Source organism: Yoonia sp. (assembly GCF_017854565.1).
Lineage (GTDB): Bacteria > Pseudomonadota > Alphaproteobacteria > Rhodobacterales > Rhodobacteraceae > Yoonia.
In genome coordinates this window covers 13,364-39,250 of record NZ_JAFMHJ010000006.1, presented here as the reverse complement: position 1 = coordinate 39,250, position 25,887 = coordinate 13,364, and the positions used below count along the sequence as shown (strand labels likewise).

24 protein-coding genes are annotated in these 25,887 nt (G+C 59.9%); 13 read left to right on the top strand and 11 right to left on the bottom strand.

Features of this window, described 5'->3' with window-relative positions; translation table 11 throughout:
• The first annotated feature begins 110 nt into the window (after positions 1–110).
• The 11 genes from QZ196_RS04455 (at position 111) to QZ196_RS04405 (ending at position 11,569) form a co-directional block, all read left to right on the top strand.
• Complete coding sequence (locus tag QZ196_RS04455; protein ID WP_296424326.1) at positions 111–3,524, top strand: indolepyruvate ferredoxin oxidoreductase family protein; 3,414 nt, start codon at positions 111–113, stop codon at positions 3,522–3,524.
• Between the two features lie 82 nt (positions 3,525–3,606).
• Positions 3,607–4,515 carry a lysophospholipid acyltransferase family protein gene (locus tag QZ196_RS04450; protein WP_296424324.1) on the top strand — a complete coding sequence of 303 codons (909 nt, stop codon included), beginning with the start codon at positions 3,607–3,609 and terminating at the stop codon, positions 4,513–4,515.
• Positions 4,493–5,305: an aspartate/glutamate racemase family protein gene (locus tag QZ196_RS04445; protein WP_296424322.1), complete on the top strand. Its 813-nt coding sequence runs from the start codon at positions 4,493–4,495 to the stop codon at positions 5,303–5,305. Before QZ196_RS04450 ends, QZ196_RS04445 begins: the two co-directional genes overlap by 23 nt.
• 51 nt (positions 5,306–5,356) lie before the next feature.
• The gene (argC, locus tag QZ196_RS04440) at positions 5,357–6,382 is read left to right on the top strand and encodes an N-acetyl-gamma-glutamyl-phosphate reductase (protein ID WP_296424320.1); all 1,026 of its coding nucleotides are present in this window, start codon (positions 5,357–5,359) and stop codon (positions 6,380–6,382) included.
• Positions 6,379–6,846, top strand: a complete 468-nt coding sequence (gene ccmE, locus QZ196_RS04435) for a cytochrome c maturation protein CcmE (protein WP_296424318.1) — start codon at positions 6,379–6,381, stop codon at positions 6,844–6,846. The genes argC and ccmE overlap by 4 nt, the downstream gene beginning before the upstream one ends.
• Positions 6,847–6,891: 45 nt before the next feature.
• Positions 6,892–7,503 carry a holin-associated N-acetylmuramidase gene (locus QZ196_RS04430; RefSeq protein WP_296424316.1) on the top strand — a complete coding sequence of 204 codons (612 nt, stop codon included), beginning with the start codon at positions 6,892–6,894 and terminating at the stop codon, positions 7,501–7,503.
• Complete coding sequence (locus tag QZ196_RS04425; protein WP_296424314.1) at positions 7,494–8,012, top strand: holin family protein; 519 nt, start codon at positions 7,494–7,496, stop codon at positions 8,010–8,012. Before QZ196_RS04430 ends, QZ196_RS04425 begins: the two co-directional genes overlap by 10 nt.
• Positions 8,005–8,208 (top strand): hemolysin XhlA family protein, encoded by a 204-nt coding sequence (locus tag QZ196_RS04420; RefSeq protein ID WP_296424313.1) that lies wholly within the window; start codon positions 8,005–8,007, stop codon positions 8,206–8,208. Before QZ196_RS04425 ends, QZ196_RS04420 begins: the two co-directional genes overlap by 8 nt.
• Positions 8,209–8,310: 102 nt before the next feature.
• Positions 8,311–10,284 carry a heme lyase CcmF/NrfE family subunit gene (locus QZ196_RS04415; RefSeq protein ID WP_296424311.1) on the top strand — a complete coding sequence of 658 codons (1,974 nt, stop codon included), beginning with the start codon at positions 8,311–8,313 and terminating at the stop codon, positions 10,282–10,284.
• Complete coding sequence (locus QZ196_RS04410) at positions 10,281–10,721, top strand: cytochrome c-type biogenesis protein (RefSeq protein WP_296424309.1); 441 nt, start codon at positions 10,281–10,283, stop codon at positions 10,719–10,721. The genes QZ196_RS04415 and QZ196_RS04410 overlap by 4 nt, the downstream gene beginning before the upstream one ends.
• Before the next feature lie 71 nt (positions 10,722–10,792).
• The gene (locus tag QZ196_RS04405) at positions 10,793–11,569 is read left to right on the top strand and encodes an enoyl-CoA hydratase-related protein (RefSeq protein ID WP_296424308.1); all 777 of its coding nucleotides are present in this window, start codon (positions 10,793–10,795) and stop codon (positions 11,567–11,569) included.
• Between the two features lie 8 nt (positions 11,570–11,577).
• Here QZ196_RS04405 and QZ196_RS04400 read toward each other — a convergent pair whose 3' ends face one another.
• From QZ196_RS04400 to gltX, 3 genes are all read right to left on the bottom strand, one after another.
• Positions 11,578–12,078 carry a GNAT family N-acetyltransferase gene (locus tag QZ196_RS04400; RefSeq protein WP_296424306.1) on the bottom strand — a complete coding sequence of 167 codons (501 nt, stop codon included), beginning with the start codon at positions 12,076–12,078 and terminating at the stop codon, positions 11,578–11,580.
• 66 nt (positions 12,079–12,144) lie between these two features.
• The gene (locus QZ196_RS04395) at positions 12,145–13,440 is read right to left on the bottom strand and encodes a citrate synthase (RefSeq protein WP_296424305.1); all 1,296 of its coding nucleotides are present in this window, start codon (positions 13,438–13,440) and stop codon (positions 12,145–12,147) included.
• 96 nt (positions 13,441–13,536) lie between these two features.
• Positions 13,537–14,940: a glutamate--tRNA ligase gene (gltX, locus tag QZ196_RS04390; RefSeq protein ID WP_296424303.1), complete on the bottom strand. Its 1,404-nt coding sequence runs from the start codon at positions 14,938–14,940 to the stop codon at positions 13,537–13,539.
• Positions 14,941–15,022: 82 nt separating this feature from the next.
• On the opposite strand from gltX, the gene QZ196_RS04385 reads away from it, so the two are divergent.
• Complete coding sequence (locus QZ196_RS04385) at positions 15,023–17,152, top strand: ComEC/Rec2 family competence protein (RefSeq protein WP_366510946.1); 2,130 nt, start codon at positions 15,023–15,025, stop codon at positions 17,150–17,152.
• Here QZ196_RS04385 and lexA read toward each other — a convergent pair.
• From lexA to QZ196_RS04350, 7 genes are all read right to left on the bottom strand, one after another.
• Positions 17,146–17,832, bottom strand: a complete 687-nt coding sequence (gene lexA, locus QZ196_RS04380) for a transcriptional repressor LexA (protein WP_296424301.1) — start codon at positions 17,830–17,832, stop codon at positions 17,146–17,148. The two genes, QZ196_RS04385 and lexA, sit on opposite strands and share 7 nt — an antisense overlap.
• A gap of 67 nt (positions 17,833–17,899) precedes the next feature.
• The gene (glp, locus tag QZ196_RS04375; RefSeq protein ID WP_296424299.1) at positions 17,900–19,072 is read right to left on the bottom strand and encodes a gephyrin-like molybdotransferase Glp; all 1,173 of its coding nucleotides are present in this window, start codon (positions 19,070–19,072) and stop codon (positions 17,900–17,902) included.
• A gap of 124 nt (positions 19,073–19,196) precedes the next feature.
• Positions 19,197–19,673 (bottom strand): cyclic pyranopterin monophosphate synthase MoaC, encoded by a 477-nt coding sequence (gene moaC, locus QZ196_RS04370; protein ID WP_296424298.1) that lies wholly within the window; start codon positions 19,671–19,673, stop codon positions 19,197–19,199.
• A complete protein-coding gene (gene trpC / locus QZ196_RS04365; protein ID WP_296424296.1) occupies positions 19,673–20,479 on the bottom strand; it encodes an indole-3-glycerol phosphate synthase TrpC in 807 nt (268 codons plus the stop codon). Before trpC ends, moaC begins: the two co-directional genes overlap by 1 nt.
• Positions 20,476–21,117, bottom strand: coding sequence for a uracil-DNA glycosylase (locus QZ196_RS04360; protein ID WP_296424294.1), 642 nt, complete (start codon positions 21,115–21,117; stop codon positions 20,476–20,478). Before QZ196_RS04360 ends, trpC begins: the two co-directional genes overlap by 4 nt.
• Positions 21,117–22,133: an anthranilate phosphoribosyltransferase gene (gene trpD / locus QZ196_RS04355; protein ID WP_296424291.1), complete on the bottom strand. Its 1,017-nt coding sequence runs from the start codon at positions 22,131–22,133 to the stop codon at positions 21,117–21,119. The genes QZ196_RS04360 and trpD overlap by 1 nt, the downstream gene beginning before the upstream one ends.
• Positions 22,130–22,711, bottom strand: a complete 582-nt coding sequence (locus QZ196_RS04350; protein ID WP_296424289.1) for an aminodeoxychorismate/anthranilate synthase component II — start codon at positions 22,709–22,711, stop codon at positions 22,130–22,132. Before QZ196_RS04350 ends, trpD begins: the two co-directional genes overlap by 4 nt.
• 143 nt (positions 22,712–22,854) lie before the next feature.
• Between QZ196_RS04350 and QZ196_RS04345 the strand changes: the two genes are divergently transcribed.
• Entirely contained in the window at positions 22,855–24,297 is a 1,443-nt protein-coding gene (locus QZ196_RS04345; protein WP_296424287.1) for a divergent polysaccharide deacetylase family protein, read from the top strand.
• A 76-nt stretch (positions 24,298–24,373) separates the two neighbouring features.
• Here the strand turns inward: QZ196_RS04345 and trpE are convergent, their stop codons facing one another.
• Positions 24,374–25,882, bottom strand: coding sequence for an anthranilate synthase component I (trpE, locus tag QZ196_RS04340; protein ID WP_296424286.1), 1,509 nt, complete (start codon positions 25,880–25,882; stop codon positions 24,374–24,376).
• Positions 25,883–25,887 lie beyond the last annotated feature (5 nt).

Below are 25,887 nucleotides of genomic sequence, written 5' to 3'. Positions count from 1 at the left end.
CCATGCGGGCATTCAGTTGCAAACCTTATGGGTTTTATTTTCCGCTTTGTAGGTCAGTATTTTTGACCTATACTGTGATTTAAGTGTTTTGACGTCCGGGGAGGTGCGACATGGCCCATCAAGATGTATCGTTAAGTGATCGTTACGACCTAGATAAGACGCAAGTGTTGCTGAACGGCACGCAGGCGCTTGTCCGGTTGATGCTGATGCAGCGGGCGCGTGACGCCAAGGCCGGGTTGAACACGGCGGGCTATGTGACCGGCTATCGCGGGTCGCCTCTGGGGGCGGTGGATATGCAGATGACCCGGGCGGCAGACGTATTGGCGCCTGCGCAGGTCACGTTCCAGCCCGGACTGAACGAGGATTTGGCGGCCACGGCGCTATGGGGGGCCCAGCAGGCGGAATTGCGCGGCGAGGGCAAGTATGACGGCGTCTTTGGGCTGTGGTACGGCAAAGGCCCCGGTGTGGACCGGTCCGGCGATGTGATGCGGCATGCCAATATGGCGGGCACCAGCCCCCATGGCGGCGTGATCATGGCGATGGGCGACGATCACACGGGCGAAAGTTCGACCACGCTGCATCAGTCGGATTGGGCGATGATTGATGCGTATATGCCGATTGTGTCCCCCGCAGGTGTGCAGGAGATTCTGGACTATGGGCAATATGCCTGGGCTCTGTCGCGGTATGCGGGGGTTTGGGTCGGTCTGAAGACGATGAAGGACACCATCGAGGTGACGTCGGTTGTGGATGCCGACCCGCACCGGCTGACGTTTGTGACACCTGACATGGCGTTGCCTGAGGGCGGTCTGAATATCCGTTTGGTCGATACGCCGCAGTTGCAAGAAGCGCGGATGATTGACCACAAACGGTTCGCCGCAGAGGCGTTTTCGCGTGCCAATCGGATGGATCAGCGCAAATGGGGCAAGGCAGGGGCCAAGATCGGTTTTGTGGCCGCCGGTAAGAACTGGCTGGATTTGCAGCATGCGCTGTCGCTGTTGCAGATTGATGAAGCCGAGGCGGAACGGCTGGGGATTACCACATATAAGGTCGGTCAGGTTTGGCCGCTGGATATGGCGTCGTTCTATGAATGGGCGGCGGGTCTTGATCTGGTGGTCGTCGTCGAGGAAAAGCGCAAGCTGATCGAAGTGCAGGTGAAAGAGGCGCTTTTTGACGACAGCAACACCCGTGTCTATGGCTGGCACAAGGGCGACGAACATTCAGAGGGGCGTCGCGAAGAGATTTTCCCGACCCGTGCCGCGCTCGATCCGATTTGGATAGCTGAAAAGCTGGGTGGGATTTTGGTGGAAGAGGGCTGTGGCTCTGCCGGCGTGACCGCCGGGCTTGTCGCGCTGTCAGAGGCGCGCCGGGCCGATAATGCCCCCGAAATCGCGGCCCGTTTGCCGTATTTCTGTTCGGGCTGCCCGCATAATTCATCGACCAAAGTGCCGCAAGGGTCGCGCGCTTATGCCGGTATCGGCTGCCATTACATGGTGCAATGGATGGACCGCGACACGGTTGGTTTTACGCAGATGGGCGGCGAGGGGGCCAATTGGGTTGGTGAGGCGCCGTTTTCGACCCGCGACCATGTTTTTCAGAACCTTGGCGATGGCACGTATAACCATTCGGGCGTTCAGGCGATCCGCTTTGCGCTGATGGCCGGGACCAATATCACCTATAAGATTTTGTATAATGACGCGGTGGCGATGACCGGTGGGCAGGGCAATGACGGGGGCCTTACGGCGGCGCAGATCTGCCGTGAATTGCAGGCAATGGGCGTGCGCAATGTGGCGCTTGTCTATGATGAAAAAGAAGACATTGATCTGGCTGCATTCCCCAAAGGGTTGGATGTGCATGAGCGCGACGAGATGCCTTTGGTTCAGGATAAATTCAGGAAATACAAAGGCGTGTCGGCCATCGTTTATGTGCAGACCTGCGCGGCAGAAAAGCGGCGCCGCCGCAAGCGGGGGCTGTTTGCAGACCCTGACAAGCGTGTGTTTATCAATACCGACATCTGCGAGGGCTGCGGCGACTGCGGGGTGCAGTCGAACTGTGTGTCCATCGTGCCGGTCGAAACGGAGTTGGGCCGCAAGCGCGAAATTGACCAGTCGTCGTGCAACAAGGACTTTTCCTGCGTCAAAGGGTTTTGTCCGTCGTTTGTCACAATAGAGGGCGCAAAAATCCGCAAAGAGGCGACGGCGACGGTGGATCTGCCCGATATGCCCGATCCCGAGCTGCCAGTGATCAGCGGCACCCATAACGTCGTGATTACCGGGGTTGGCGGCACGGGTGTGGTCACCATCGGCGCGGTGATGGCGATGGCTGCGCATATGGATGCCAAGGGCGCAGGCATGATGGAAATGGCGGGGCTGGCCCAAAAGGGCGGGGCTGTGCATATCCATTGCCGGATTGCCGAGAAGCCAAGTGATATCACTGCGATTCGCGTCGCCACGGGCGAATGTGATGTGCTGATCGGGGGTGATCTGGTGGTCAGCGCCGGGTCCAAGACGATTGGTTTGATGAAAACCGGACGCACCAAGGGTGTGGTCAATAGTCACGAGATCATGACCGGCGATTTCACCCGCGATCCCGAATTCCGCCTGCCTGCGGATCAGTTGCGCGTGTCGCTTGAGGCGCGTTTGCAAGATGGGCTGGCGATGTTCGATGCGTCGGAACTGGCCAAAGCGCTGATGGGGGACAGTATTTTCTCGAATATGATGATCTTTGGCGCGGCGTGGCAGATGGGGGCCATTCCGTTGCAATACGAATCCATCCTTGGTGCGATCGAGCTGAACGGCGCGGCGATCAACCGCAATATCCGTGCGTTCGAACTGGGCCGTTGGGCGTATTTGTACCCTGCGCAAGCCAATGCGCTGCTGACGTCGCATGTGGCCCAACTGCCGCAGACGCTTGATGAAAAAATCTCATTCCGCGCTGATCAGTTGGTCGCGTATCAGGGGATGCGGCTGGCCAGACGCTATCGCGGATTGGTGGATCGGTTTCAGGATGCGCCGCTGCGGGAGGCCGTCGCCAAGGGATACTATAAGTTGCTGGCGTATAAGGATGAATACGAGGTCGCGCGGCTGTTGACGCAGACCCGGCAGAAGGCAGAAGACGCATTCGACGGTGATCTCAAGCTGACATATCATCTGGCGCCGCCGATCATCAGCAAGACCGGCCCTGATGGCCGCCCGGCCAAGCGGCAGTTCGGTGAGCGCATGGCGTGGGCATTTCCGAAGTTGGCCAAGCTGAAGTTTTTGCGCGGCACGCCGTTTGATCCCTTTGGGCGGACGGCCGAACGGCGGATGGAGCGGGCGCTGATCAAGCAATATGAGGCGGATATGGCCGATATGCTGAAAAGTGTGCGCCCCGATACCCGCGATGCGGCGGCCGCTTTGGCGGCACTGCCATTGGATATTCGCGGTTTCGGACCGGTCAAGGACGCAAATGTGCGCAAGGCGGCGAAGCGGCGTGAAGAACTGCTGGCTGTGTTGCGTACCGCGCCGATGCAACAGGCGGCAGAGTAACGTGGGTCCATGATGGGATTGTCATTTGATTGTTGCCCGGCCATGCTAACGTCGGGCAACACGCAGTAGACAGGCCGGACGCATGCCGAGAAACGACGATGGGGTTGCCCGCGACATCACATATGCCAGCGCGGCCAAGGGCCGGGGTGGGCGCGCGGTAATCCGGGTGATGGAAAATGCAACGGGCCGGTTGCGGCTGATCTACAAGGCCAAAGGCTATGATCTGGATGTTGCTGATGGTCAGGACTTTTGGGAAGTCATTTCAGCGCGCTATGGGCTGAAACTGGAGGTGGTTTCGGGGTCGCTGGACAGTATTCCGCGCACCGGGCCGCTGATCCTGGTGTCTAACCACCCGTACGGCATTCTGGATGGGCTGATGATGGGCCGTATCCTGTCAGAGCGGCGCCGTGGCGATTTCAAGGTGCTGGCGCATCGGATTTTCCGCCGTTCGCCGGATCTGGAGCGGGTGATCCTGCCGATTTCGTTTGATGAGACCAAGGAAGCCGCCAAGCTGAACCTTGAAACCCGTGCCGAAGCGGTGCGTTATTTGTCTGCGGGCGGTGCCATCGGGATATTCCCCGGCGGCACGGTGTCCACGTCGGCGACACCGTTTTCGCAGCCGATGGACCCCAGTTGGCGGACGTTTACGGCCAAGATGATTGCCAGATCTGACGCCGTGGTCGTGCCGATCTTCTTTGAGGGTGGGAACAGCCGAATTTTTCAGATCGCCAGTCATATTCATAGCACTTTGCGCACGGGGATGTTCATCCGCGAGTTCCGCGCCCGGATCAACAAGCCGGTGCGGGTTGTCATTGGCGACCCGATCCCGTCCGACGTTTTGTCAGCGTATAAGAAAGACCCCAAAGCCTGCATGGATTTCCTGCGCAAAGCGACGTATGAGCTGAGTCCAAGCCCCGTGGATAGCAGCCATCTGGGGCACGAATTTGAAAAGAAATACAAGGTGCGCAATGGCAGTGGGCATATTCGATAGCGGGTTGGGCGGGCTGACGGTGCTGGAGGCTGTGGCAAAGCGGCTGCCGGACGTCCCCTTGGTTTATCTGGGGGACAGCGCCAATGCACCGTACGGCGTGCGTGCGCCGGACGATATTTACAACCTGACCACGGCGGCGACCCAGCGGCTGTTTGATGCGGGCTGTGATTTGGTTATTTTGGCCTGCAATACGGCCAGCGCTGCGGCTTTGCGCCGGATGCAAGAAGCGTGGGTGCCCCCGGGCAAGCGGGTCTTGGGTGTGTTTGTGCCATTGATCGAGGCGTTGACAGAGCGGCAGTGGGGCGACAACTCCCCGCCCCGCGAGGTGGCCACCAAGCATGTGGCGCTGTTTGCGACGCCCGCGACGGTCAGCAGCCGCGCATTTCAGCGGGAATTGGCATTCCGGGCCATCGGCGTGGATGTCGAGGCGCAGGCCTGTGGGGGTGTCGTTGATGCCATCGAGGATGGCGACATGATCTTGGCCGATGCGCTGGTGCGCAGCCATGTTGATGCTCTCAGGCGCAAGATGCCCATGCCGGATGCTGCGATACTGGGCTGTACGCATTACCCGCTGATGGCGGAGGTGTTTCAGGACGCATTGGGTGCGGATGTAAAGGTGTTTTCACAGGCCAATCTGGTCGCCGAGAGTTTGGCCGACTATCTGGGGCGCCGCCCTGAAATGGTAGGGCCGGGGACGCAAAGCGCGTTTTTGACCACGGGGGACCCGGTGCGCGTGTCAACCCGTGCCACACAGTTCTTGCGCCGACAGATCACGTTTCAGGCGGCCTGATTGAACCGCCGCGCCAGTTCTCCTACATCTGATCCAAAGGGGGATCTTACCATGACCCACAACGTCGCCATTCTGGGCGCTTCTGGCTATACCGGGGCCGAGCTGGTCCGGTTGATCACGACCCATCCTGATCTGCGGATCGTGGCGCTGTCTGCGGATCGCAATGCCGGTCAACAGATGGCGGATGTGTTTCCGCATCTGCGGCATTTGGATTTGCCCGGGCTGCAAACAATTGAGGAAATTGATTTTTCCGGGATTGATCTGGCATTTTGTGCGCTGCCGCATGGGCTGACCCACGGGTTTGCCAAGACGATGCCTGCACATTTGAAATTGGTCGATCTGTCGGCGGATTTCCGGCTGAGCGATGCGGAAAGTTACAAGAAGTGGTATGGGCTTGACCATACCGCGATGGATATCCAGCCGCAGGTTGCCTATGGGCTGCCCGAAGTTTACCGCGACGCCATTGCCAAGGCGCAGATCACCGCCAACACGGGCTGCTATGTGGCCACATCGCTGTTGCCGCTGATCCCGCTGTTGCGCGCTGGTGCGGTCAAGCCCGAGGGGCTGGTGATTGACGCCAAGTCCGCAGTGTCGGGCGCGGGGCGTGCGTTGAAAGAAAGCAATCTGTATTGCGAAGTGAACGAAGGGTTCATGGCCTACGGCGTGGCCCATCATCGGCATATGGGCGAGTTGGATCAAGAGCTGTCACTGGCCGCCGGCGTCGCGGTCGCGCCGACGTTCACCCCACATCTGCTGCCGATGAGCCGGGGCATGATGGCCACGATCTATGCCGCGGGGGATGCTGCGGCGGCGCATAAGGTGCTGGTTGATACCTATGCCGATGCGCCGTTCGTGCAGGTGCTGCCATTGGGCAAAACCCCTGCGACGCAGCATGTGAAGGGATCGAACCTGTGTCATATCGGGGTTGTTGCGGATCGCGCGCCGGGGCGCATGATTATCGTGTCGGTACTGGATAACCTGATGAAGGGGGCGTCTGGGCAGGCGCTTCAGAATGCGAATATCATGCTGGGGCTGGAGGAGACGGCGGGATTGCAGCTGTCGCCGGTGTTCCCATGAGCGGTTTGAAGTCCCTGAAGAAACGCCGCCGGGTTCAGGTGATCGGGATCGCGGGCGTCTGTCTTGCGGCGGTGCTGACACTCCTTTGGTTCTTGCCGGACGAATCGTTTCAGTTCTTCCGTTCGCCCAGTGAGGTAACCCAGGCACCGCCGCCGCCGACCGAGCGGTTTCGGATTGGCGGGCTGGTTGAAGGCGGGTCGTTGGTGCGTGGTCAGGGCGAGCAGATCAGTTTTGTCGTGACCGATGGCGGCGCGTCTGTGCCCGTTGTCTACACCGGCATTCTGCCAGACCTTTTTGATGAGGGTCAGGGTATGGTCGCGCAGGGGAATTACATAAACGGTCGCTTTGAAGCTGTTGAAATCCTTGCGAAACATGACGAAAGTTACATGCCAAAAGAGGTGATTGACGCGCTTAAGGCGCAGGGGACATACGTCACACCGGACGGTGCCGCAGTCACGAATTAACACATTCAGCGCAGCCTTCATGTTTCACGGACATGAGGGCTGCCGATGCAAAACATCACGGAAATTGCGACCGCGATTGTCGCCCGCGAGGGTGGATATGTGAATGACCCCGATGATCCCGGCGGGGCGACGAAACACGGGGTGACGATCCACACAATGCGCAGGCTTGGCCTTGACCTGACGGGCGACGGGCAGGTGACGGAAGCGGATGTGCGTGTTCTGGACAAGGTGCAGGCGGTGTCTATTTTCGTCGAACACTATTTTCGGCGACCCAAGATTGATCAATTGCCCGTCGTGCTGCACGCCAGCGTTTTCGACATGTATGTCAACGCAGGGGCGCAAGCGATCAAAATCATGCAGCGTTTGTTGGGTGACATGCGCATTTCCGTGACGGTCGATGGTGTCATCGGTCCGCAGACGATTGCAGCGGCCACGCGGGCGGCAGAGGCGGCACCGGAGCATCTGGTGGATGCCTATGGGATTGCCCGGCGCAATTATTATTACGATTTGGCCGACCGGCGGGCGAACAGCCGCAAATACGCGCGCCGCCGCGACGGCGGGAAGGGTGGCTGGATCGTGCGGGCCGAGGAATTCATCGCGCCGAAGTATCACCTTACAGATGCACAACATCAGCAAAGGACAGCACGATGGGACTGATAACGGGTTTGATGGGTTATATCTTTGGTGATGGGCGCAATGTGCTGGCCGAGACAGCCGAGGTGTTTCGGGTCAACGCCGAAAAGGGTGCGATGCGCGATGCGGATGCCAAAAGCCAGAGCCTGCAGCAGTTCGCCGCAGAGTTTGCGCACCCGCGCCAAGGGTTGTTTGACCGCTTGGTTGACGCGCTGAACCGGTTGCCAAGGCCGTTTCTGGCGTTGGGAACGATCTGGCTGTTTGTGACGGCGATGCGCGATCCAGATGGTTTTACCAAAGGAATGGCGGGTCTTGCGCTGGTGCCGGAGCCGCTTTGGTGGTTGATGGGCGCGATTGTGAGTTTCTATTTTGGGGCACGTCATCAGGTGAAAGAGCAGGAATTTCAACACTCTGTCGCACAAAGTTTGATCACGGCGCAGCGTGTGTCGGACCCGGCCAAGCATATCTATGACGCCCGGACCGCAGCGGCGCCCAACGCGGCATTGATGGATTGGCAGGCAAGCCATGGATGATGAGTTGTCGGATCAGATAAAGCGCCGCTTGATCGTGTTGGAGATGCGCAATGCGGTGGATGAGGTCCATCGCGGCAATGTCGCGGATCGTTTGGGCGCAATCGAAGACACCCTGAAATGGCTTGTGCGGCTGATCATTGGCGGGCTGTTGATGGCGGCACTGACCTACGCGCTGCAGGGCGGATTTGCGCACTGAGATTGATTTGGGCCGGGGGATTGGCTGGGGTGCGTTGAAATGTATCGTCGATGTGATGCGCCAGCTATTTTGCCCGGCGTCGGTTTGCGCTATGTATATTGTATGTTGATAGAACTTGGACATTTCGCATTGATTCTGGCCTTTGGCGTCGCCTTGGTTCAGATGATCGTACCCTTGGTTGGCGCGCACCGTAACAATGCGGCCATGATGGCCGTGGCGGAACCTGCGGCGATTACGCAGTTTTTGCTGGTGGGGTTTTCATTTGCAGTGCTGACGTGGGCTTTTGTAACCTCTGACTTCTCGTTGAAGCTGGTCTATGCAAATTCCCACACGGACAAGCTGATGATCTATAAAATCAGCGGCGTTTGGGGGAACCACGAAGGGTCCATGTTGCTATGGATCCTGATTTTGACGCTGTTCGGGGCCGTTGCCGCATTGTTTGGCGGCGGGTTGCCGGCACGTTTGCAGGCACGTGTGCTGGCGGTTCAGGCATCTATCGGGGTCGCGTTTCTGGCCTTTATCCTGTTCACATCGAACCCGTTTTTGCGTCTGGCCGTGCCGCCGCTGAATGGGCGCGACCTGAACCCGCTGTTGCAGGACCCCGGTTTGGCGTTTCATCCGCCGTTCTTGTATCTTGGCTATGTCGGTCTGAGCATGTCGTTTTCCTTTGCCGTGGCCGCGTTGATCGAGGGTCGGGTGGATGCGGCATGGGCGCGCTGGGTCCGGCCATGGACGCTGGCCGCGTGGATGTTCTTGACGGTGGGCATCGCGCTGGGGTCTTGGTGGGCTTATTACGAATTGGGCTGGGGCGGGTTTTGGTTTTGGGACCCGGTTGAAAATGCGTCCTTCATGCCTTGGCTCATTGCCGCCGCACTGCTGCATTCGGCCATCGTGGTCGAAAAGCGCGAGGCGCTGAAAAGCTGGACGATCCTTCTGGCGATTTTGGCTTTCGGATTTTCGCTGCTGGGCACGTTCATCGTGCGGTCGGGGGTGCTGACGTCGGTGCACGCCTTTGCCAATGACCCGGCGCGCGGTGTTTTGATCCTGATCATTCTTGCGGTGTTTCTGGGTGGGGCGCTAACGCTGTTCGCCGCACGTGCCGGTGCGATGGAGTCAAAGGGTGTGTTTTCGACGGTGAGCCGTGAGAGCGCGCTGATCCTGAACAATATTCTGCTCGCGGTGAGCGCGTTTGTCGTGTTCATCGGCACGGTTTGGCCGCTGGTGGCGGAGCTGCTGTTCGATCGTACGCTTTCCGTCGGACCGCCGTTCTTTGATGCCGCGTTTACGCCGTTTATGGTGGGGCTTGCTGTGATCTTGCCGCTGGGGTCCATGCTGGCATGGAAGCGGGGCACGTTGGGCCGTGCGGCCAAGCCGTTGGGTGCATGGCTGATCTTGGCCGTGGCGCTGGCGGGTTTGGCATTCGCGATACAAAGCGGGCATTCCGCGCTGGGGCCGATTGGCGTGGCGTTGGGGGTTTGGGTTGTTGGTGGCGCGTTGGCCGATCTGTGGATGCGCGGTGGACGCGAGAGTTGGGCGCTGCGCCTGACCCGGATCAGGCGGCTACCGCGTGCCGATTGGGGCAAGGCTGTTGCGCATATCGGGATGGGCGTCACGATTTTTGGAATCGCAGCGATAACGGCTTGGCAAAAAGAGGACATTCGCGTCGCTGATATCGGTGATCGCTGGTCAGTCGGCCAGTTTTCATTCCAGCTGGACGAGGTGCGGCAACAGCAAGGGCCGAACTATGTGACCACAATGGCCGATATGTCAGTGTGGCAGGGCGACCGCCAGTTGACAGTCTTGACCCCGGAGAAGCGGTTCTATCCGGTGGCAAACATGCCAACGACTGAGGCGGCGATCCGCAATGGTATTCTGCGCGATATCTACGTGGTGATCGGCGATCCGCAGGTCAATGGCGGCTATGCAGTGCGTGTCTATGTCAAACCGTTTGCCAACTGGATATGGGGTGGTGCGATGCTGATGGCGTTGGGGGGCGCGCTTTCGTTGTCTGACCGGCGGTTGCGCGTGGGTGCCGCTGCGCCGAAAAAGATGGCCAAAGCCGTGCCAGCCGAATGAGGCGGTTGTTGATCATTTTGTTGCTGGTGGCTGCGCCCGTTTGGGCCGTAGAACCCGGCGAGATGTTGGATGATCCCGCGCTGGAGGCACGCGCGCGGGAGATATCGCAAGGGTTGCGTTGTCCGGTTTGCCGCAATGAAAGCATTGATGAAAGCCACGCGACGCTGTCCAGGGAACTGCGGATTGTGCTGCGCGAACGGATTGTTGCAGGCGACACTGATGCGCAAGCCGTGGATTTCATGGTGGCGCGCTATGGCGAATATGTGCTGCTGCGGCCTGATGCGCGTGGCGCCAATCTGATCCTGTGGCTGGCCGCACCCGCGATGTTGGTGCTGTCGCTTGGTGTGGGCTGGGCGACCATTCGGCGGCGGCGGACCGCCCCGGCGGCGCTGACAGACGCTGAACAGGCCGAGTTAGATAAAATATTAGAGGCGTGACGTTCGGTTGCCCTTTCCTGAACCGATGAGTTCAGTAGGTTACGGACAACAGACAAAAAAGGACAGCGCGCATGGACTATCAGGCCATTACACTTGTGATTCGCAATTCGGTCGCTGTTATTACGCTGAACCGTCCCGCATTGATGAACGCCCTTAACACGCAGATGCGGGCCGAGATTACCCACGCCGTGAAAGCCGCCGAAAAAGAGGCGCGGGTGCTGATCATGACAGGGGCCGGCAAGGCGTTCTGTTCGGGGCAGGATCTGGGCGACAGTGGGTCGGCTGCGGCGCTGGATTTGGAACGAACGCTGCGCGATGAATATGTGCCGATGCTGAAGGCAATTTTTGATTGCCGGATTCCCACCATTGCTGCGGTCAATGGTCCGGCTGCCGGGGCCGGGGCGAATCTGGCGCTGGCGGCCGATGTGGTGATCGCGTCCGAGGACGCCTATTTTGTGCAGGCGTTTACACGCATTGGTCTGATCCCCGATGCGGGTGGTACCTATTGGTTGCCACGCCAGATGGGGGCCGCCAAGGCGATGGGGGCTGCGTTGTTTGCCGACAAGATTTCGGCTGTGCAGGCGGAACGGTGGGGCATGATCTATGAAACAGCCCCGGCGGCGACGTTTCTTGCGCATGTGCAGGGCCGTGCGGCCCAGTTGGCGCAGGGCCCAACTGTCGCTTACCGGCAGTTGAAAAAGGCGATCCGAGGGTCGTTTGAGAATTCACTCGACGAGCAATTGGCGCTTGAGGCGAAATTGCAGGGGCGCTGCGGTCAGACCCGCGATTTTCAGGAAGGCGTCGTGGCCTTTATGGAAAAACGCCCCGCCCGTTATGAAGGGCGTTAAGGGGTCTGTTACAGCGCTGGCCGGTAGCGGGCGAAATACACACTATCGGACCACACCCCATTGATAACGAATGTTTTTTCAGCGCGATGCGTTTCGTGAAAACCTAATTTTTGCAGCAGTCTGACAGAAGCCGTGTTATTTGGGTCAGCGTCCGCCGTGAGTTGGGTGTGATCTGTGACCTCCCATAGGTAAGGGATAATGGCCTGCATTGCCTCGGTCAGGATGCCTTGGCGCCAGTAGTCTGGATGCAGCATAAAGCCGATTTCATCACCGCGGAAGTTGCCAGCGCTGCCGATATACATGTCATTGATCGTGATATGAAAATTGACCGGTTGAATGGCCCACCATGCGATGCAGCGGTCAAGCAGGTCTTGGGTGACGGTGGCCGTTTCGTGCGGTGCCGTGGACCAGTAGCGCATTGCGCGCGGGTCGCTGTAGGCGGCAAACATCGCATCAACGTCTGTGGGCATGGGTGCGCGTAAAACGAGCCGGTCTGTGGTCAGGATCATTGTACGTTCCCCCCGGCTTTGCGCAAGCCTGATGGAAAAAGGGCTGCCCTGAGGCAGCCCATCGTTTCAGCGTTTTTCGATATCGACGTAGTTGCGGGCCGTTTCGCCCAGATACAGCTGACGTGGCCGACCAATCTTGAGTTGTGGATCGGCAAGCTGTTCTTTCCACTGTGAAATCCAGCCGACGGTCCGAGCGAGGGCGAAGATTGGCGTAAACATTGACGTCGGGAAGCCCATCGCATCGAGGATGATACCCGAATAGAAATCGACGTTGGGGTAGAGTTTCTTTTCCTTGAAATAGGGATCTTCAAGAGCGACGCGCTCCAGCTCTTTGGCGACTTGCAGTGTGGGATTGTCTTCCACGCCCATCAGATCAAGCACCTCGTCCGCGCTTTCTTTCATGACTTTGGCACGCGGGTCGAAGTTTTTGTAGACGCGGTGGCCAAAGCCCATCAGGCGGAACGGATCGTCCTTATCCTTGGCGCGGGCGATGAATTCCGGGATCCGGTCAACGGTGCCGATTTCGCGCAGCATCTCGAGGCAGGCTTGGTTTGCGCCGCCGTGGGCCGGGCCCCAAAGACAGGCGATACCTGCCGCGATACAAGCGAACGGGTTGGCACCCGAAGATGATGCCAGACGCACGGTCGACGTCGAGGCATTTTGTTCGTGATCTGCATGTAGCGTGAAAATCCGGTCCATCGCGCGGGCCATGATCGGGTTCACATTATACGTCTCAGCCGGCACGGAGAAGCACATGTGCAGAAAGTTTGCGGCGTAATCGAGATCATTGCGCGGATAGACGAACGGCTGGCCGATCGAGTATTTATAGGCCATCGCGGCAATCGTCGGCATCTTGGCGATCAAGCGGATCGACGCGACCTCGCGCTGGTGGGCATCATTGATGTCGGTACTATCGTGATAGAACGCGGACATGGCGCCCACGACACCGACCATCGTGGCCATCGGGTGCGCGTCGCGCCGGAAACCGCGGAAAAAGTTGTGCATCTGTTCATGAATCATCGTGTGATTGGTCACGAGCGATTCAAATTTCTCAAGCTCCTCTGCGGAGGGGAGTTCGCCGTAGAACAGCAGGTAACACACCTCGAGGTAGTGGGACTGGCTGGCGAGTTGATCAATCGGGTAGCCACGGTGCAGCAGTTCACCCTTGTCGCCATCAATAAAGGTGATGGTGCTGTCACAGGCGGCGGTCGAGGTGAAGCCGGGGTCGTAAGTGAACACATCGGCCTGTGCATAAAGTTTGCGGATGTCGATCACATCGGGGCCATTTGTGGGCGAATGCATCGGCAGTTCGTATGTCTTGCCTTTGATCGTGAGCGTCGCGGTGCCGGTGTTTTCAGCCATGTTTGTCTTCCTCTTAATGCCGCGCACAGTTCTTGCGTCGCTGGCCAGTCTAAAATCGTCCCCACGCCGATAACCGAAATTCGTAACGAATTGGTTTCAGGCGCTGGCATCCTGCAACCGGGCGATCGTTTCATCGCGCCCGAGGACCAACATAATATCGAACACGCTCGGAGAGATAGACCGCCCGACCAATGCCGCACGTAGCGGTCCGGCCAGCTTGCCAAGTTTCATCTCGTGGCGTTCGGCGACGGACGAAACGACCCCCTCTAGAGTGTCACGGTCCCAGCTAACATTTTGCAGGTGCGGCGTCAATTCAGACAGTATACCACGGAATACATCCGTAAGTTGCGCTGCCGCCTTTTCATCCGCGATGATCGGGCGTTCAGTGATAACAAAGTGAGCTTTTTCAATAAGTTCTGGGAATGTTTTGGCACGTTCCTTGAGGCAGTACATCGCCCGCAACATTCCGTCAGCCTGTGTTTCAGTCAGTCGTGGCCGCCCAGATGCCGTAAGGTAACCCTGAAGCTCTTGCAGCAGTGCAGCATCGTCGGCCATGGCAATGTGCTGTCCGCAGATGTTCTCCAGCTTCTTGATGTCAAAGCGCGCTGGTGATTTGCCGATTCCATCAAGGTCGAACCATGCGCGTGCCTGTTCATCGGTGAAAAACTCGTCGTCCCCGTGGCTCCAGCCGAGGCGGGTCAGGTAGTTGCGCATGCCTGCGGCAGGATAGCCAAGCGCCTGATATTCCGCGGCACCGGTTGCGCCATGCCGCTTCGACAATTTCTTTCCATCAGGGCCAAAGATCAGTGGAATGTGGGCCAAAACGGGCTTGGTCCAACCCATCGCCTCGTAAATCAGGTTCTGACGAAAGGCGTTGGCAAGGTGGTCGTCGCCCCGGATCACATGGGTTACGCCCATATCATGATCATCCACCACAACGGCCAGCATATAGACCGGCGTGCCATCGGAACGCAGCAGGATCATGTCATCAAGTTGGTCGTTGGACCACGTGACCGCGCCTTGGACCGCATCGTGCAGGGTTGTCGTGCCGTTTTGTGGGGCCTTCAAACGGATGACGTACGGCAGATCCGGATGATTGGCCTCTGGAATATCGCGCCAAGGCGAGTGAAAGAGGGTCGATGTCTTTTCGGCGCGGGCTTTTTCACGGAACGCTTCGATTTCGTCCTGGCTGCTGTAGCATTTGTAGGCGTCGCCTTGGGCCAGCATTTGATGCGCCACCTGCATATGACGGGGTGCGTGTGCGAATTGGCTTGTGGGGGCGCCATCCCAGTCCAGTCCGAGCCAAGTCAACCCATCAAGAATGGCTTGGGTGTTGGCGTCGGTCGAACGGGTCCTGTCGGTGTCTTCGATCCGCAGCAGGAATTTCCCGCCGCGCCCACGGGCATAAAGCCAGTTGAACAGCGCCGTGCGGGCGCCGCCGATATGCAAAGCCCCTGTCGGTGAGGGCGCGAAGCGGGTGACAACGGGTGTGTCTGACATGGGAACTTAACCTTTCGCTAACCATCTCTCCGGTATTTTCCGGGCTTGGGATGGGGATACTAAGCCGAGGGGCGAAGAACAAGTGCGTGGCATTCTGCAAGACGCGCTTCTGGCGCAGCGCGGTGCCCTGATTGGGTGGGTTCCAGTGTGCCTTGGCATTGGAATCGGCTGGTATTTTGCGATGGCTGAGGAGCCGGGCACCGCGTTCCTTGCGGTGCTTGGATTGGCCGCGCTGTTACTTTTTGCGCTATCGCGGTTGGTACATGTGGCTTATGCGCCGCTGGCAATTGGGCTTATTCTGGTGCTGGCGGGGACGGGGCTGGCCAAATGGCGCACCGATGCCATTGCAGCGCCGGTTTTGGGGTTTCGTTATTACGGCGCGATTGAAGGGCGCGTGATCAACATTGACCGATCAGCCAGCGACGCGACACGGCTGACACTGGACCGCGTGGTATTGGAGGACTTTGCGCCGGGCCGCACGCCGCAACGGGTGCGGGTGTCGGTCCACGGTGAACAGGTGATCGCCGGCTATTTGCCCGGTGAAACCTTGATGCTGACAGGTCATCTGTCCCCACCTGCGGGCCCGGCAGAGCCCGGAGGATTTGATTTCCAGCGACACGCCTGGTTTTTGCAATTGGGTGCGGTTGGCTACACACGGACGCCTGTATTGCGTATCGCAGCACCGGCGCGGGCGGGGTTTTCGATGCGCATTTTCGCGGTGCGGATGGCGATATCGCGTGCTGTGCAAGACGCGATGCCGGGCGAGACCGGCGCCTTTGCCGCCGCTATCATGACGGGCGACAGATCCGGGATGGGGCAGGGCACGCTGGCGGATTTACGCGCGGCTAATCTGGCACATTTGTTGGCGATTTCAGGGCTGCATATGGGGCTGCTGACCGGATTTATCTTTGCGACCGTGCGCTATGGCATGGCCATGATCCCCGGGGCTGCCCTGTACTGGCCCACAAAAAAGATCGGCGCGGTCTGCGCATTGATCATTGGCGCACTTTATCTTTTCCTGTCGGGGGGCAATGTCGCGACGGAGCGGGCGTTTATCATGGTTGCGGTGATGTTTGTGGCGGTGCTGCTGGACCGTCGGGCCCTGACCCTGCGGGCCGTTGCGATGGCTGCCATCATCGTGCTGGTGTGGCAACCCGAGGCGTTGACCGGGCCGGGGTTTCAGATGTCATTCGCGGCTACGACGGCACTGGTCGTGGTCTTTGGTGCCTTGCGGCGCATGAATGTGACGCGCCTGCCGAAATGGTCCCGGGCGATTATGTCTGTTGTGTTGTCATCGTTTGTGGCCGGGCTTGCGACGGCCCCGTTTGCCGCAGCGCATTTCAATCAGATTGCCCACTATGGGCTGATCGCCAATCTGCTGAGTGTTCCGCTGATGGGGGTTCTGGTGATGCCTGCGGCGGTTTTGGCGGCGTGTTTGGCGCCCTTGGGCCTGTGGAACGTCGGACTTTGGTTCATGGACCTTGGGTTGCGCTGGATATTGTTTGTGGCCGGACAGGTCGCGGGGCAGGATGGGGCCGTTGGGCATGTGATTGCGCCGTCCGGCGCGGTGCTGCCGGTATTGACGCTTGGGCTTTTGTGGCTGGTGCTGTGGCAGGGGCGGATGCGGTTTCTGGGCATCACGGCGGTCGTCATCGCAGGCTTTCTTTGGCAGCAATCGACGCGGCCCGCTGTCTTGATCGCGGACGATGGCGCGTTGATCGGGGTTGTGGGAGGACACGGGCGTGCGCTGTCCAAACCGACGGGCAGCGGCTTTGTTGCGGGGATTTGGCTTGAGAATGATGGGGCCCCGGTCGCCCAAGAGTTGGCCGCGGCGCGGGACGGATTTGCGCGCGATGGTCGTGTGGTACGGGCGGGGTTGGGGGACTGGCAGATCATGCAGGTGTCGGGCAAGACCGCATTGGCGGCATTGGATGGGTGCGGGGGGGCCGATGTGTTGATCAGCAATCAGGTGGATACGGTGGCGCGGTCCTGTGTGGTTTTTGATATCGCGCGGCTGCGCAAGACGGGAGCCGTGGCGTTGGACCTGTCCGAGACCGGTGATCTGATCATCAACACGGCCCACGCGAACGCAGGCCAAAGGCGATGGAACCGGGCCCAAGGGCCGGTTGACGTGCCCCCGCGTTTAATCCGGGACCATGAAAAAAGGGCCGCCGCCGCGACCCTTCGGCGGCACAACGACGCCAGTCAATAGGTTCGGATCAATCCAACCAACCGGCCCTGCACCTTGACCTGATCGTCGGGAAACACCCGGGTTTCGTAGGCGGGGTTCGCCGCCTCAAGCGCGATCGCGCTGCCATTGCGGCGGAACCGCTTCAGTGTTGCCTCGTGCCCTTCGATAAGCGCCACGACAATATCGCCGTTATTGGCCACGCTGGTTTCGCGGATCACCACCACATCGCCATCGTTGATCCCGGCGTCGATCATCGAATCGCCTTTCACTTCGAGAGCGTAGTGATCGCCCTTGCCAACCATCGACTGCGGCACAGACACATGGTGGGACATTTGGCTGATCGCCTCGATCGGGACACCTGCGGCGATGCGGCCCATCATCGGCAGATCTATTGCGCCAGTGTTGATCTGCATCGCACGCGCGGGGGTGCTGTCGGGTTTGTCGCCGTCAATCACGCGCGGGCTAAATCCGGATTTGGCCAGCATCGCATCCGGCAGCTTGACGATTTCCAGCGCACGCGCCCGATGTGCGAGGCGCCGTATAAAGCCGCGTTCCTCGAGCGCTGTGATCAGCCGGTGAATGCCGGACTTGGAGCGCAGATCAAGCGCCTCTTTCATCTCATCAAAGCTGGGCGGGACGCCGTCGCGCTGCACCCGTTTGTGGATGAACTCTAACAGGTCGAGTTGTTTCTTGGTTAACATGCGTCATCTCCCGTCACAGGTTTTGCATATGTTCTACGCATGTTCCCGTTTTGTGTCAACGATGAGGTCAGAGGCGAATAATTTCGATCAGATCGCCTTTGGCGCGAGCGGTGTCATCGACAGGACGCACCGCGAGGCAATTGGCATCGGCCAGCACAGTCAGCAGGGCACTGTCCTGTCGATCAAAAATCGTCACACCCGTAGCGCCGACCTGTCCACGGGTGTAGTGTTCGCGCGAACCGTTGGGGCCGATGTCGGCGGTCAGCGGGGCGATTTCACGCGGCGCTGGCATTTTGCCCAAGCCCAGCATGGCGCGGATCACCGGCACAAGAAAGATATGCCCGCAGACCATCGCGGACACCGGGTTGCCGGGAAGGCCGATCATGATCGCATCACCCATGCGGCCCGCCATCAGTGGCTTGCCCGGCCGCATGGCGATTTTATAGAATGCCCGCTGCATCCCCTGCGCCTGTGCCACCGCGCCGACAAGATCATGATCGCCGACCGACGCCCCGCCGATGGTGACAATCAGATCGGCGTCGCGGGCCAACGCAAAGGCAAGTTCCAACGCGGGCACATTATCGCGTGCGATGGGTAACAGCCGAGCGCGCGCGCCACAGGATTCGACCAGCGCTGCCAGCCCGTAGCTGTTCGAGGCGATGATCTGATCCGGGCTGGGGTCTTCGCCCGGTTGCACCAGTTCGTCGCCGGTTGCGATGATCGCGATCACGGGACGCTGCGTGACCGGCACCCATGGGATATTCATGGAGGCCAGCAAGGCAATGTCTGATGGCGTCAAAAGGCGCGGCGCGGCGATGCTATCACCGGTCCTGAAATCGGCGCCCGCAGGGCGGACGTGCCATTTGGTTTCAGGCGTGTCGCAAAGGGTGATCGTGCTGCCGATTCGGGTCACGTCCTCTTGAATGACGACGCGGTCGGTGCCGGCTGGAAGCGGGGCACCGGTGAAAATACGCGCAGCTTGCCCTTTGGCAACGGTCCCGGCAAAGGCATGGCCGGCGGCGGCTTCGCCGATGACCGTGAATGTGGCGCCGGGGGCCACGTCGGCATCCGCGACGGCATAGCCATCCATCGCGGATGCCGCAAATGGCGGTTGATCGCGGCGGGCGGTGACGTTCCGGGCAAGCACGCGCCCGTTGGCTTGGGTCAGCGGCACGGTTTCAGTCGGCAGCGGATCGACGAGGGCGAAAAGATGCGCGAGCGCGTCATTGACGGTGATCATTGGTCGCGCGCCTTGATGGTGTGGGCGCGCAACCAGAGACTGGTCCCGCCAGACGCTTTTGCGATAACACCTCCGGCAGGGCCGCTGCTGAAATGTTTCCGGTCGAAGGCGCGGCGCCGCAGCGTCATGGGTTTTCGAACCGGCCTGATTTTCCGCCGTCTTTCAGGGTCAGGCGGATGCCGCCGATTTCCATGTCTTTTTGCACTGCTTTGACCATGTCATAGACGGTCAGCGCGGCTGTGGTGACGGCCGTCAGGGCCTCCATCTCGACGCCGGTTTGCCCGCCGGTCTTGACGGTGGCGGTGATGCGGATACCGGGCAGGGCGGGGTCGGGTGTCAGGTCCAACGCGACTTTGGTGATCGGCAGCGGATGGCAGAGCGGGATCAGCTCGGCGGTTTTCTTGGCGCCCATGATCCCGGCGATGCGTGCGATACCCAGCACGTCGCCTTTTGTCGCGCGCCCTTGGGTGATCAGTGCGAGGGTTTGGGCAGTCATGCGGATATATCCTTCGGCCACGGCGATACGGGCGGTGACAGGTTTGTCGGATACATCGACCATATGCGCCTGACCATCCGCGTCAAAGTGGGTGAGGTCTGACATCATATCGCTCCTTTTGCCGGGCTGGCCAGTAGATGCCTGGTGGCGGCGGCCACGTCATCTTGCCGCATCAGGCTTTCGCCGATCAAGAAGCAGCGCGCGCCGTAACGGGCCATATCGGCCAATTCCTCGGGCGTGTTCAGTCCGCTTTCGCACACGATCATCCGGTCGGCAGGAACCAGTTTGGACAGTTTCCGCGTGGTATCGAGCGTTGTTTCGAATGTTTTGAGATTGCGATTGTTGATGCCGATGAGCGGAGATTTGAGCAGGGTTGCGCGTTCCAGTTCGGCGGCGTCGTGTACTTCGATCAGGACATCCATGTCCCACAGCGTTGCCGCTTCCTCCAGCTCCTGGGCCTGCGCGTCGCTGACGCTGGCCATGATAATCAGGATGCAATCCGCGTGCAACGCGCGTGCTTCGGCCACCTGATAGGTATCATACATGAAATCTTTGCGCAGGGCGGGCAGATCGCAGGCACCGCGCGCTGCGGTCAAGTAGCTGTCATCGCCTTGGAACGAAGGGCCGTCCGTCAGCACTGACAGACAGGTTGCGCCGCCCTCGGCATAGGCTTGCGCGAGTGCGGGGGGATCAAAGTCGGCGCGGATTAGACCCTTTGAGGGGCTGGCCTTTTTGATTTCGGCGATGAGGCCGTAGCCCTCGCGCGCGGCCTCTGCCAGACGGGCACCAAAACCGCGTGTCGGGGGTGCCTCATTGGCGCGCGCTTCGAGTTCGGCCAGAGGGACGGCGGCCTTGCGGGCGGCCACCTCTTCCAGCTTGTAGGTTTTGATCTTTTGCAGGATGTCGGTCATGGGTCCGCCCAGTTAATTGGCTGTTCGCCCCGATCAATAAGCCACTGGTTCACAGTTGAAAATGGGCGCGAGCCGAAAAAACCGCGATGGGCTGACAGAGGCGAGGGATGCGCGGACCGTATGATCAAATTATCGCCTGCGATATATGGGGCATAGCTCTGTGCCGGGCCACCCCAAAGAAGATAGGCGCGGGGGCGGTCGTTGAGCCGGTTCAGCACTTGGGTGACAAGGTTCGACCAACCCAGCCCGGCGTGCGCCTTGGGTTTGCCGGGTGGCACGGTCAGTGCGGTATTGAGCAGCAAAACCCCCTGATCCGCCCAGTCGGCCAGCGATGTCCGGCTGCGGGTCTGCCCCAGATCGGTCTGTAACTCTTTGAAAATATTACCAAGGCTATCAAGGCGACCGCTAAAGTGATCGGGAATGGAAAACGCCAGCCCATCTGCTTTGCCAGCGGTATGGTAGGGATCCTGCCCAAGGATCACGACACGTGTGTCTTGGGGTTGGCAATGTTCCAGCGCGGCGAAGGTCAAGGTGGCCGGTGGCAGAATGTCCCTGTCCAATTTGGCCGCAATACCCGGTAAATCATCGGTAAAGAACGGCAAATCAGCCCAAGCGCCAAGTTGGCCACGGGCGAACATCAGCCTTCGGACGTGATGCGGGCAAGGGTTTCGACGGCGCGTTTGGCCTTGCCGCTGTCGATACTGTCCTTGGCCATTTCAACACCTTCCGGTAGCGTGCTTGCCTTGCCTGCGACAAGCAGTGCTGCGGCGGCATTCAGCAATACCGCATCGCGATAGGCGCCTTTGCGGCCGTCAAGCAACGCGCGAAACGCGGTTGCGTTTTGTGCGGGCGTGCCGCCGATGATGGCTGCAAAGTCGTGGACGGGCAGGCCTGCATCGTCTGGGTGCACTTCGAATTCGGTCACAGCGCCATCAGCGAGGGACGCAACCCAGGATGCGCCTGAAATGGCAAGTTCATCCGTGCCGTCAGAGCCGTGCACAAGCCACGCGGCGTCCGACCCGAGTGCAAGCAGTGTATCGGCCATCGGGCGGATCAGGTCGCGGCTGAATGCGCCCGTCAATTGCCGTTTCACGCCAGCCGGATTTGTAAGCGGCCCCAATATGTTGAAGATCGTTCTTGTTCCAAGTTCGGCCCGCGTCGGCATGACGTGTTTGATGGCGGGGTGATGCATCGGGGCCATCATGAAACCGATCCCGGCCTCGACCAGCGCACGCTCGACCACCTCTGGTCCGACCATGACGTTAATGCCCAGTTGGCCTTGGACGTCGGCGGTGCCGGATTTCGAGGATATATTGCGGTTGCCATGCTTGGCCACGGGAACCCCTGCACCCGCGACGACAAACGCGGTTGCCGTCGAAATATTCAGCGTGTGTTTCCCGTCGCCGCCAGTGCCGACAATGTCCATGGCGCCGGGTGGTGCCTTTACGGGCAGGCATTTCGCGCGCATCACATCGGCGGCCGCTGCATATTCAGCGACGGTTTCACCACGGGTCCGCAGGGCCATCAAAAAGCCGCCGACTTGGGATGGTGTTGCACCGCCTTCGAATAATATCTCGAAGGCCTGCGCGGCCTGCGCGGGGGATAGCGGACCTTCGGCAGCGGCATGGATGAGCGGTTTGAGGGCTTCGCTCATGCCGTGACCTTTGCCATTTTCAGGAAGTTATTCAAAAGCTTATGGCCATGTTCCGAGGCGATACTTTCGGGGTGGAATTGCACGCCGTGGATCGGCAGGGTCTTATGTTGCAGTCCCATAATGGTGCCATCCTCCAGTTCTGCTGTGATCTCAAGGCAGGCGGGCAGGCTGTCGCGTTCCACGATCAGCGAATGATAGCGTGTGGCGTCAAAGGGGCTGGGCAGGCCAGCGAACAGGCCCTGACCGGCATGCTGCATCGCCCCCATTTTGCCGTGTACGATTTCATGGCAGCGCACGACCTTGCCACCAAATGCCTCGCCGATGGCCTGATGGCCCAGGCAGACACCCATCAACGGCATTCCCGTTTCCGCAGCGGCATGCACAAGGGGCAGGCAAATCCCCGCCTGTGCGGGGTCACAGGGGCCCGGGGACAGCATGATTGCCTCGGGGCGCATGGCCATCGCGTCCTGGACGTTCAGCGCGTCATTGCGCCGGACGACGACATCGGCACCCAGTTCGCCCAGATAATGGACCAAATTATAAGTGAAGCTGTCGTAGTTATCGATCAAAAGCAGCATGGTAAATCCCGCGCAGGTGGAATTAGGGGCTACCGTCTTCCCCATGGCTGACGGTATAAGCTGCGCCATACATGGGCCGGGATGCGGGGTAGCGTCAAGGTCGAAGGGCGAAACGGCGAGCAATGATAAGGTTAAGTGACAGGATGCGTGGATCAGTTTCTGGTGTGGTTTGGGGGCTGGTACTGGGCGGGGCCGGATTGAGTATTGCGTCGCTGGTAGGCGAGCAGCCTATCGGCGACGTGGTGCCAGATATCCCGCAACTGGTCGTGTCGCAAACGGCACAGACTGAACCCGCGCCACAGGGTTTGACCGGCGAGCCACCAGAAAACTTGCGTGATTTCGCGGCTACGGCACCGCAGGTCACGCCACCGACGGCCGTGACCGCTGAGCCTGTGCCGGATACGGAACCCGCCGTGGCCCCACAAACCGTCGAGATTGAAACAGGGCTGCGTGCGCCGGACACAGTGATGGAGTCCGACGTGGCCACCATGCGCGAAGAGCCGGTGTTGCCGACTGCTTTGTCGGCTGCGCCTCAGGTGCCTGCGGTCGAGCAGGAGGTGATTGTGACGACGCAGGCGGTGCCGTCAGCACCTGAAGTGCCAGCTCTGCCAGTGACGCCTGCGCCAGGTCAGCCTGCCCCGGCAAGCGCCGCAGACGTGCCGATTGCCGAGGCGGATCTGGTCCAACAAGAGCCGAGCGCGCCGCAAGAGATGCCCGTTGGCCAAAGCGCCGATGATGATCAAGCGGCCCCCGCGTCGGAGGATGTGGACACAGCCCCAACAACTACGATGGCTGACCCCCAAGATGTGCCATTGCCAGAGGCGACAACAGGTGTGCGTGTAAACAGGCTCGGCGTCGATGGCTCGGACAGCGCCGGAACCGAAGCTGAGGTGACATTGGCACCCGCCATGCCTGACGATGCACCGGCCCTTTGGAAATTTGCGGCGGCGTTCGAAAACCCGCAAGGCTGGCCAATGGTCAGTATTGTATTGATTGACGCGGGCGGCGTGCCGGACCCGGTTGCAGCGGTGTCGTCGCTGCCATTTTCGCCAACCGTCATTCTGGACGCGCTTGAGGATGGCGCCGACGCGCTGATGCGGGCCTACCGCGATGCGGGTATCGAGGTGGGTATGCAGACGCCGTTGCCACCGGGTGCGACGCCGCGCGATGTCGAAGTGATCTTTGAGGCGGCGTTCAAGACGATCCCGGAAGCGGCGGTTTTCTTTTCTGACAGTGGCGACAGTCTGCACGCGGACCGTGCCGTTACAGCGCAGGCAATGCAGGTGCTTGCGGCCGATGGTCTGGGGTTGATTGTGCAGCAGCGAGGTTTGGGCAATGCCCTGCGCGCGGCAGAGCAGGCGGCGGTGCCTGCCGGGTTGGTGCAACGTGATCTGACCGATGAAGATATCGGTGGGATGCGCCGGGCACTGGATCAGGCGGTTCTGCGGGCGCGGCAAGACAGCGGTGTGTTCCTTTTGGCGCGCATCACGCCGCAGACACTGGCCGTTCTGGCTGATTGGGCGTCTGAGGCGGCTGCAAACGAGATCGCCGTCGCCCCCGCATCGGCCGTTCTGGGCGCACGGTAACGTGGGCCGTAGGGTGGGTTGAAACCCACCTTACGTTCGGGCATTTGCTGCGCCGTAATCCGATAGAGTGGCGGCTTTAGTTGCGGTCGCCCTGAAACATCCCGGCATCTGCTGCGGCTTTGCGAATGGCATTCGATTTGTGGACGGTTTCCTGATATTCGGCTTCGGGATCGCTGTCGTAGACAACGCCACCGCCTGCCTGAATGTATAGCTTTTGGTCCTTCAGCACCGCGGTGCGCAGGGCGATACACATGTCCATGTCGCCATTCGCGCTGAAATAGCCACAGCCGCCGCCATAGACGCCGCGCTTTTCCGGCTCAAGCTCGTCAATGATTTCCATTGCACGGACCTTTGGCGCACCTGACACGGTGCCGGCGGGCATTCCCGCAAAAAAAGCACTTAGGGCGTCTTGGTCATCGGCCAGTTCACCAACCACATTGGACACGATATGCATGACGTGGGAATAGCGTTCCACGATAAATTTTTCGGTTGGCCGCACGGTGCCGATTTTGCAGACCTTGCCGGTGTCGTTGCGCCCCAGATCAAGCAGCATCAGATGTTCGGCCAGTTCTTTGTGATCGGCCATCAGGTCTGCTTCGTTTGCATTGTCTTCTTCGGGGGTCGCGCCGCGCGGGCGCGTGCCTGCGATGGGGCGGATTGTAACCTGTGATCCAAAGACGCGGACCAAGATTTCGGGGCTGGCGCCGATGACCTGAAACCCACCGAAGTTAAAGAAAAACATAAATGGCGATGGGTTGGTCCGCCGCAGTGAGCGATACAGTGCAAAGGGCGGTTCGCGAAAATCCTGAGTCCAGCGTTGCGACGGCACGACCTGAAATATATCGCCCGCACGGATGTAGTCCTTGGCCTTTTCAACGGCCTGCAAGTAGGCGTCATGCGTGAAGTTGGACACCGGTGGGGCAACCGGCGCAGGATCAGCCAGCGCACGGCTGTTGCTGGGGGTTGCGCGTTCAAGGGCGCGCTGCGCGTCCATGACACGTTCGGCGGCTTGGGCGTAGGCGGCACGCGCAGTCAGACCGGAATTGACATAGGCAGGCGCCACCAGAATAACATCACCTTTGACACCATCCAGAACGGCGACGACTGATGGCCGCAGCATCATTGCATCAGGCAGGCCCAGCGGATCGGGGTTCACGTTGGGTAGCCGTTCAACCAGTCGAATCATATCATAGCCAAGGTAACCGAACAGACCCGCAGCCGCAGCGGGCATATCCGCAGGCAAATTTATCCGCGATTCGGCTAACAGCGCGCGCAGCGCCGCAAGCGGGTCGGCGTCGATGTCGGTAAAGCTGTCATCGGCAAACCGCGCATTGCGATTGACCCGCGATGTGGTGCCACGACATTCCCAGATCAGATCCGGGTTCATCCCAATAATCGAATATCGCCCCCGGATTTCACCGCCAGTCACGCTTTCGAGCATGAAGGCGTTTTTCCCCGCGCCTGACAGCTTGAGCATGAGCGACACCGGCGTGTCCAGATCGGCCGCGATGCGGGTATAGACAATCTGGTTTTCACCGGCGTCGTAGCCATGTGCAAAGCTGTCGTAGTGGGGCGTAAGGGCCATGTCGA

Coding starts and splice junctions, on each gene's coding strand:
- argC (WP_296424320.1), top strand. CDS start 5,357: ATGACCCACAACGTCGCCATTCTGGGCGCTTCTGGCTATACCGGGGCC.
- QZ196_RS04420 (WP_296424313.1), top strand. CDS start 8,005: ATGGATGATGAGTTGTCGGATCAGATAAAGCGCCGCTTGATCGTGTTG.
- QZ196_RS04425 (WP_296424314.1), top strand. CDS start 7,494: ATGGGACTGATAACGGGTTTGATGGGTTATATCTTTGGTGATGGGCGC.
- QZ196_RS04445 (WP_296424322.1), top strand. CDS start 4,493: ATGGCAGTGGGCATATTCGATAGCGGGTTGGGCGGGCTGACGGTGCTG.
- glp (WP_296424299.1), bottom strand. CDS start 19,072: ATGATCACCGTCAATGACGCGCTCGCGCATCTTTTCGCCCTCGTCGAT.
- QZ196_RS04350 (WP_296424289.1), bottom strand. CDS start 22,711: ATGCTGCTTTTGATCGATAACTACGACAGCTTCACTTATAATTTGGTC.
- moaC (WP_296424298.1), bottom strand. CDS start 19,673: ATGTCAGACCTCACCCACTTTGACGCGGATGGTCAGGCGCATATGGTC.
- trpC (WP_296424296.1), bottom strand. CDS start 20,479: ATGACCGACATCCTGCAAAAGATCAAAACCTACAAGCTGGAAGAGGTG.
- QZ196_RS04405 (WP_296424308.1), top strand. CDS start 10,793: ATGGACTATCAGGCCATTACACTTGTGATTCGCAATTCGGTCGCTGTT.
- QZ196_RS04450 (WP_296424324.1), top strand. CDS start 3,607: ATGCCGAGAAACGACGATGGGGTTGCCCGCGACATCACATATGCCAGC.
- gltX (WP_296424303.1), bottom strand. CDS start 14,940: ATGTCAGACACACCCGTTGTCACCCGCTTCGCGCCCTCACCGACAGGG.
- QZ196_RS04415 (WP_296424311.1), top strand. CDS start 8,311: ATGTTGATAGAACTTGGACATTTCGCATTGATTCTGGCCTTTGGCGTC.
- QZ196_RS04410 (WP_296424309.1), top strand. CDS start 10,281: ATGAGGCGGTTGTTGATCATTTTGTTGCTGGTGGCTGCGCCCGTTTGG.
- ccmE (WP_296424318.1), top strand. CDS start 6,379: ATGAGCGGTTTGAAGTCCCTGAAGAAACGCCGCCGGGTTCAGGTGATC.
- trpD (WP_296424291.1), bottom strand. CDS start 22,133: ATGAGCGAAGCCCTCAAACCGCTCATCCATGCCGCTGCCGAAGGTCCG.
- QZ196_RS04345 (WP_296424287.1), top strand. CDS start 22,855: ATGCGTGGATCAGTTTCTGGTGTGGTTTGGGGGCTGGTACTGGGCGGG.
- QZ196_RS04455 (WP_296424326.1), top strand. CDS start 111: ATGGCCCATCAAGATGTATCGTTAAGTGATCGTTACGACCTAGATAAG.
- QZ196_RS04360 (WP_296424294.1), bottom strand. CDS start 21,117: ATGTTCGCCCGTGGCCAACTTGGCGCTTGGGCTGATTTGCCGTTCTTT.
- trpE (WP_296424286.1), bottom strand. CDS start 25,882: ATGGCCCTTACGCCCCACTACGACAGCTTTGCACATGGCTACGACGCC.
- QZ196_RS04400 (WP_296424306.1), bottom strand. CDS start 12,078: ATGATCCTGACCACAGACCGGCTCGTTTTACGCGCACCCATGCCCACA.
- QZ196_RS04430 (WP_296424316.1), top strand. CDS start 6,892: ATGCAAAACATCACGGAAATTGCGACCGCGATTGTCGCCCGCGAGGGT.
- lexA (WP_296424301.1), bottom strand. CDS start 17,832: ATGTTAACCAAGAAACAACTCGACCTGTTAGAGTTCATCCACAAACGG.
- QZ196_RS04395 (WP_296424305.1), bottom strand. CDS start 13,440: ATGGCTGAAAACACCGGCACCGCGACGCTCACGATCAAAGGCAAGACA.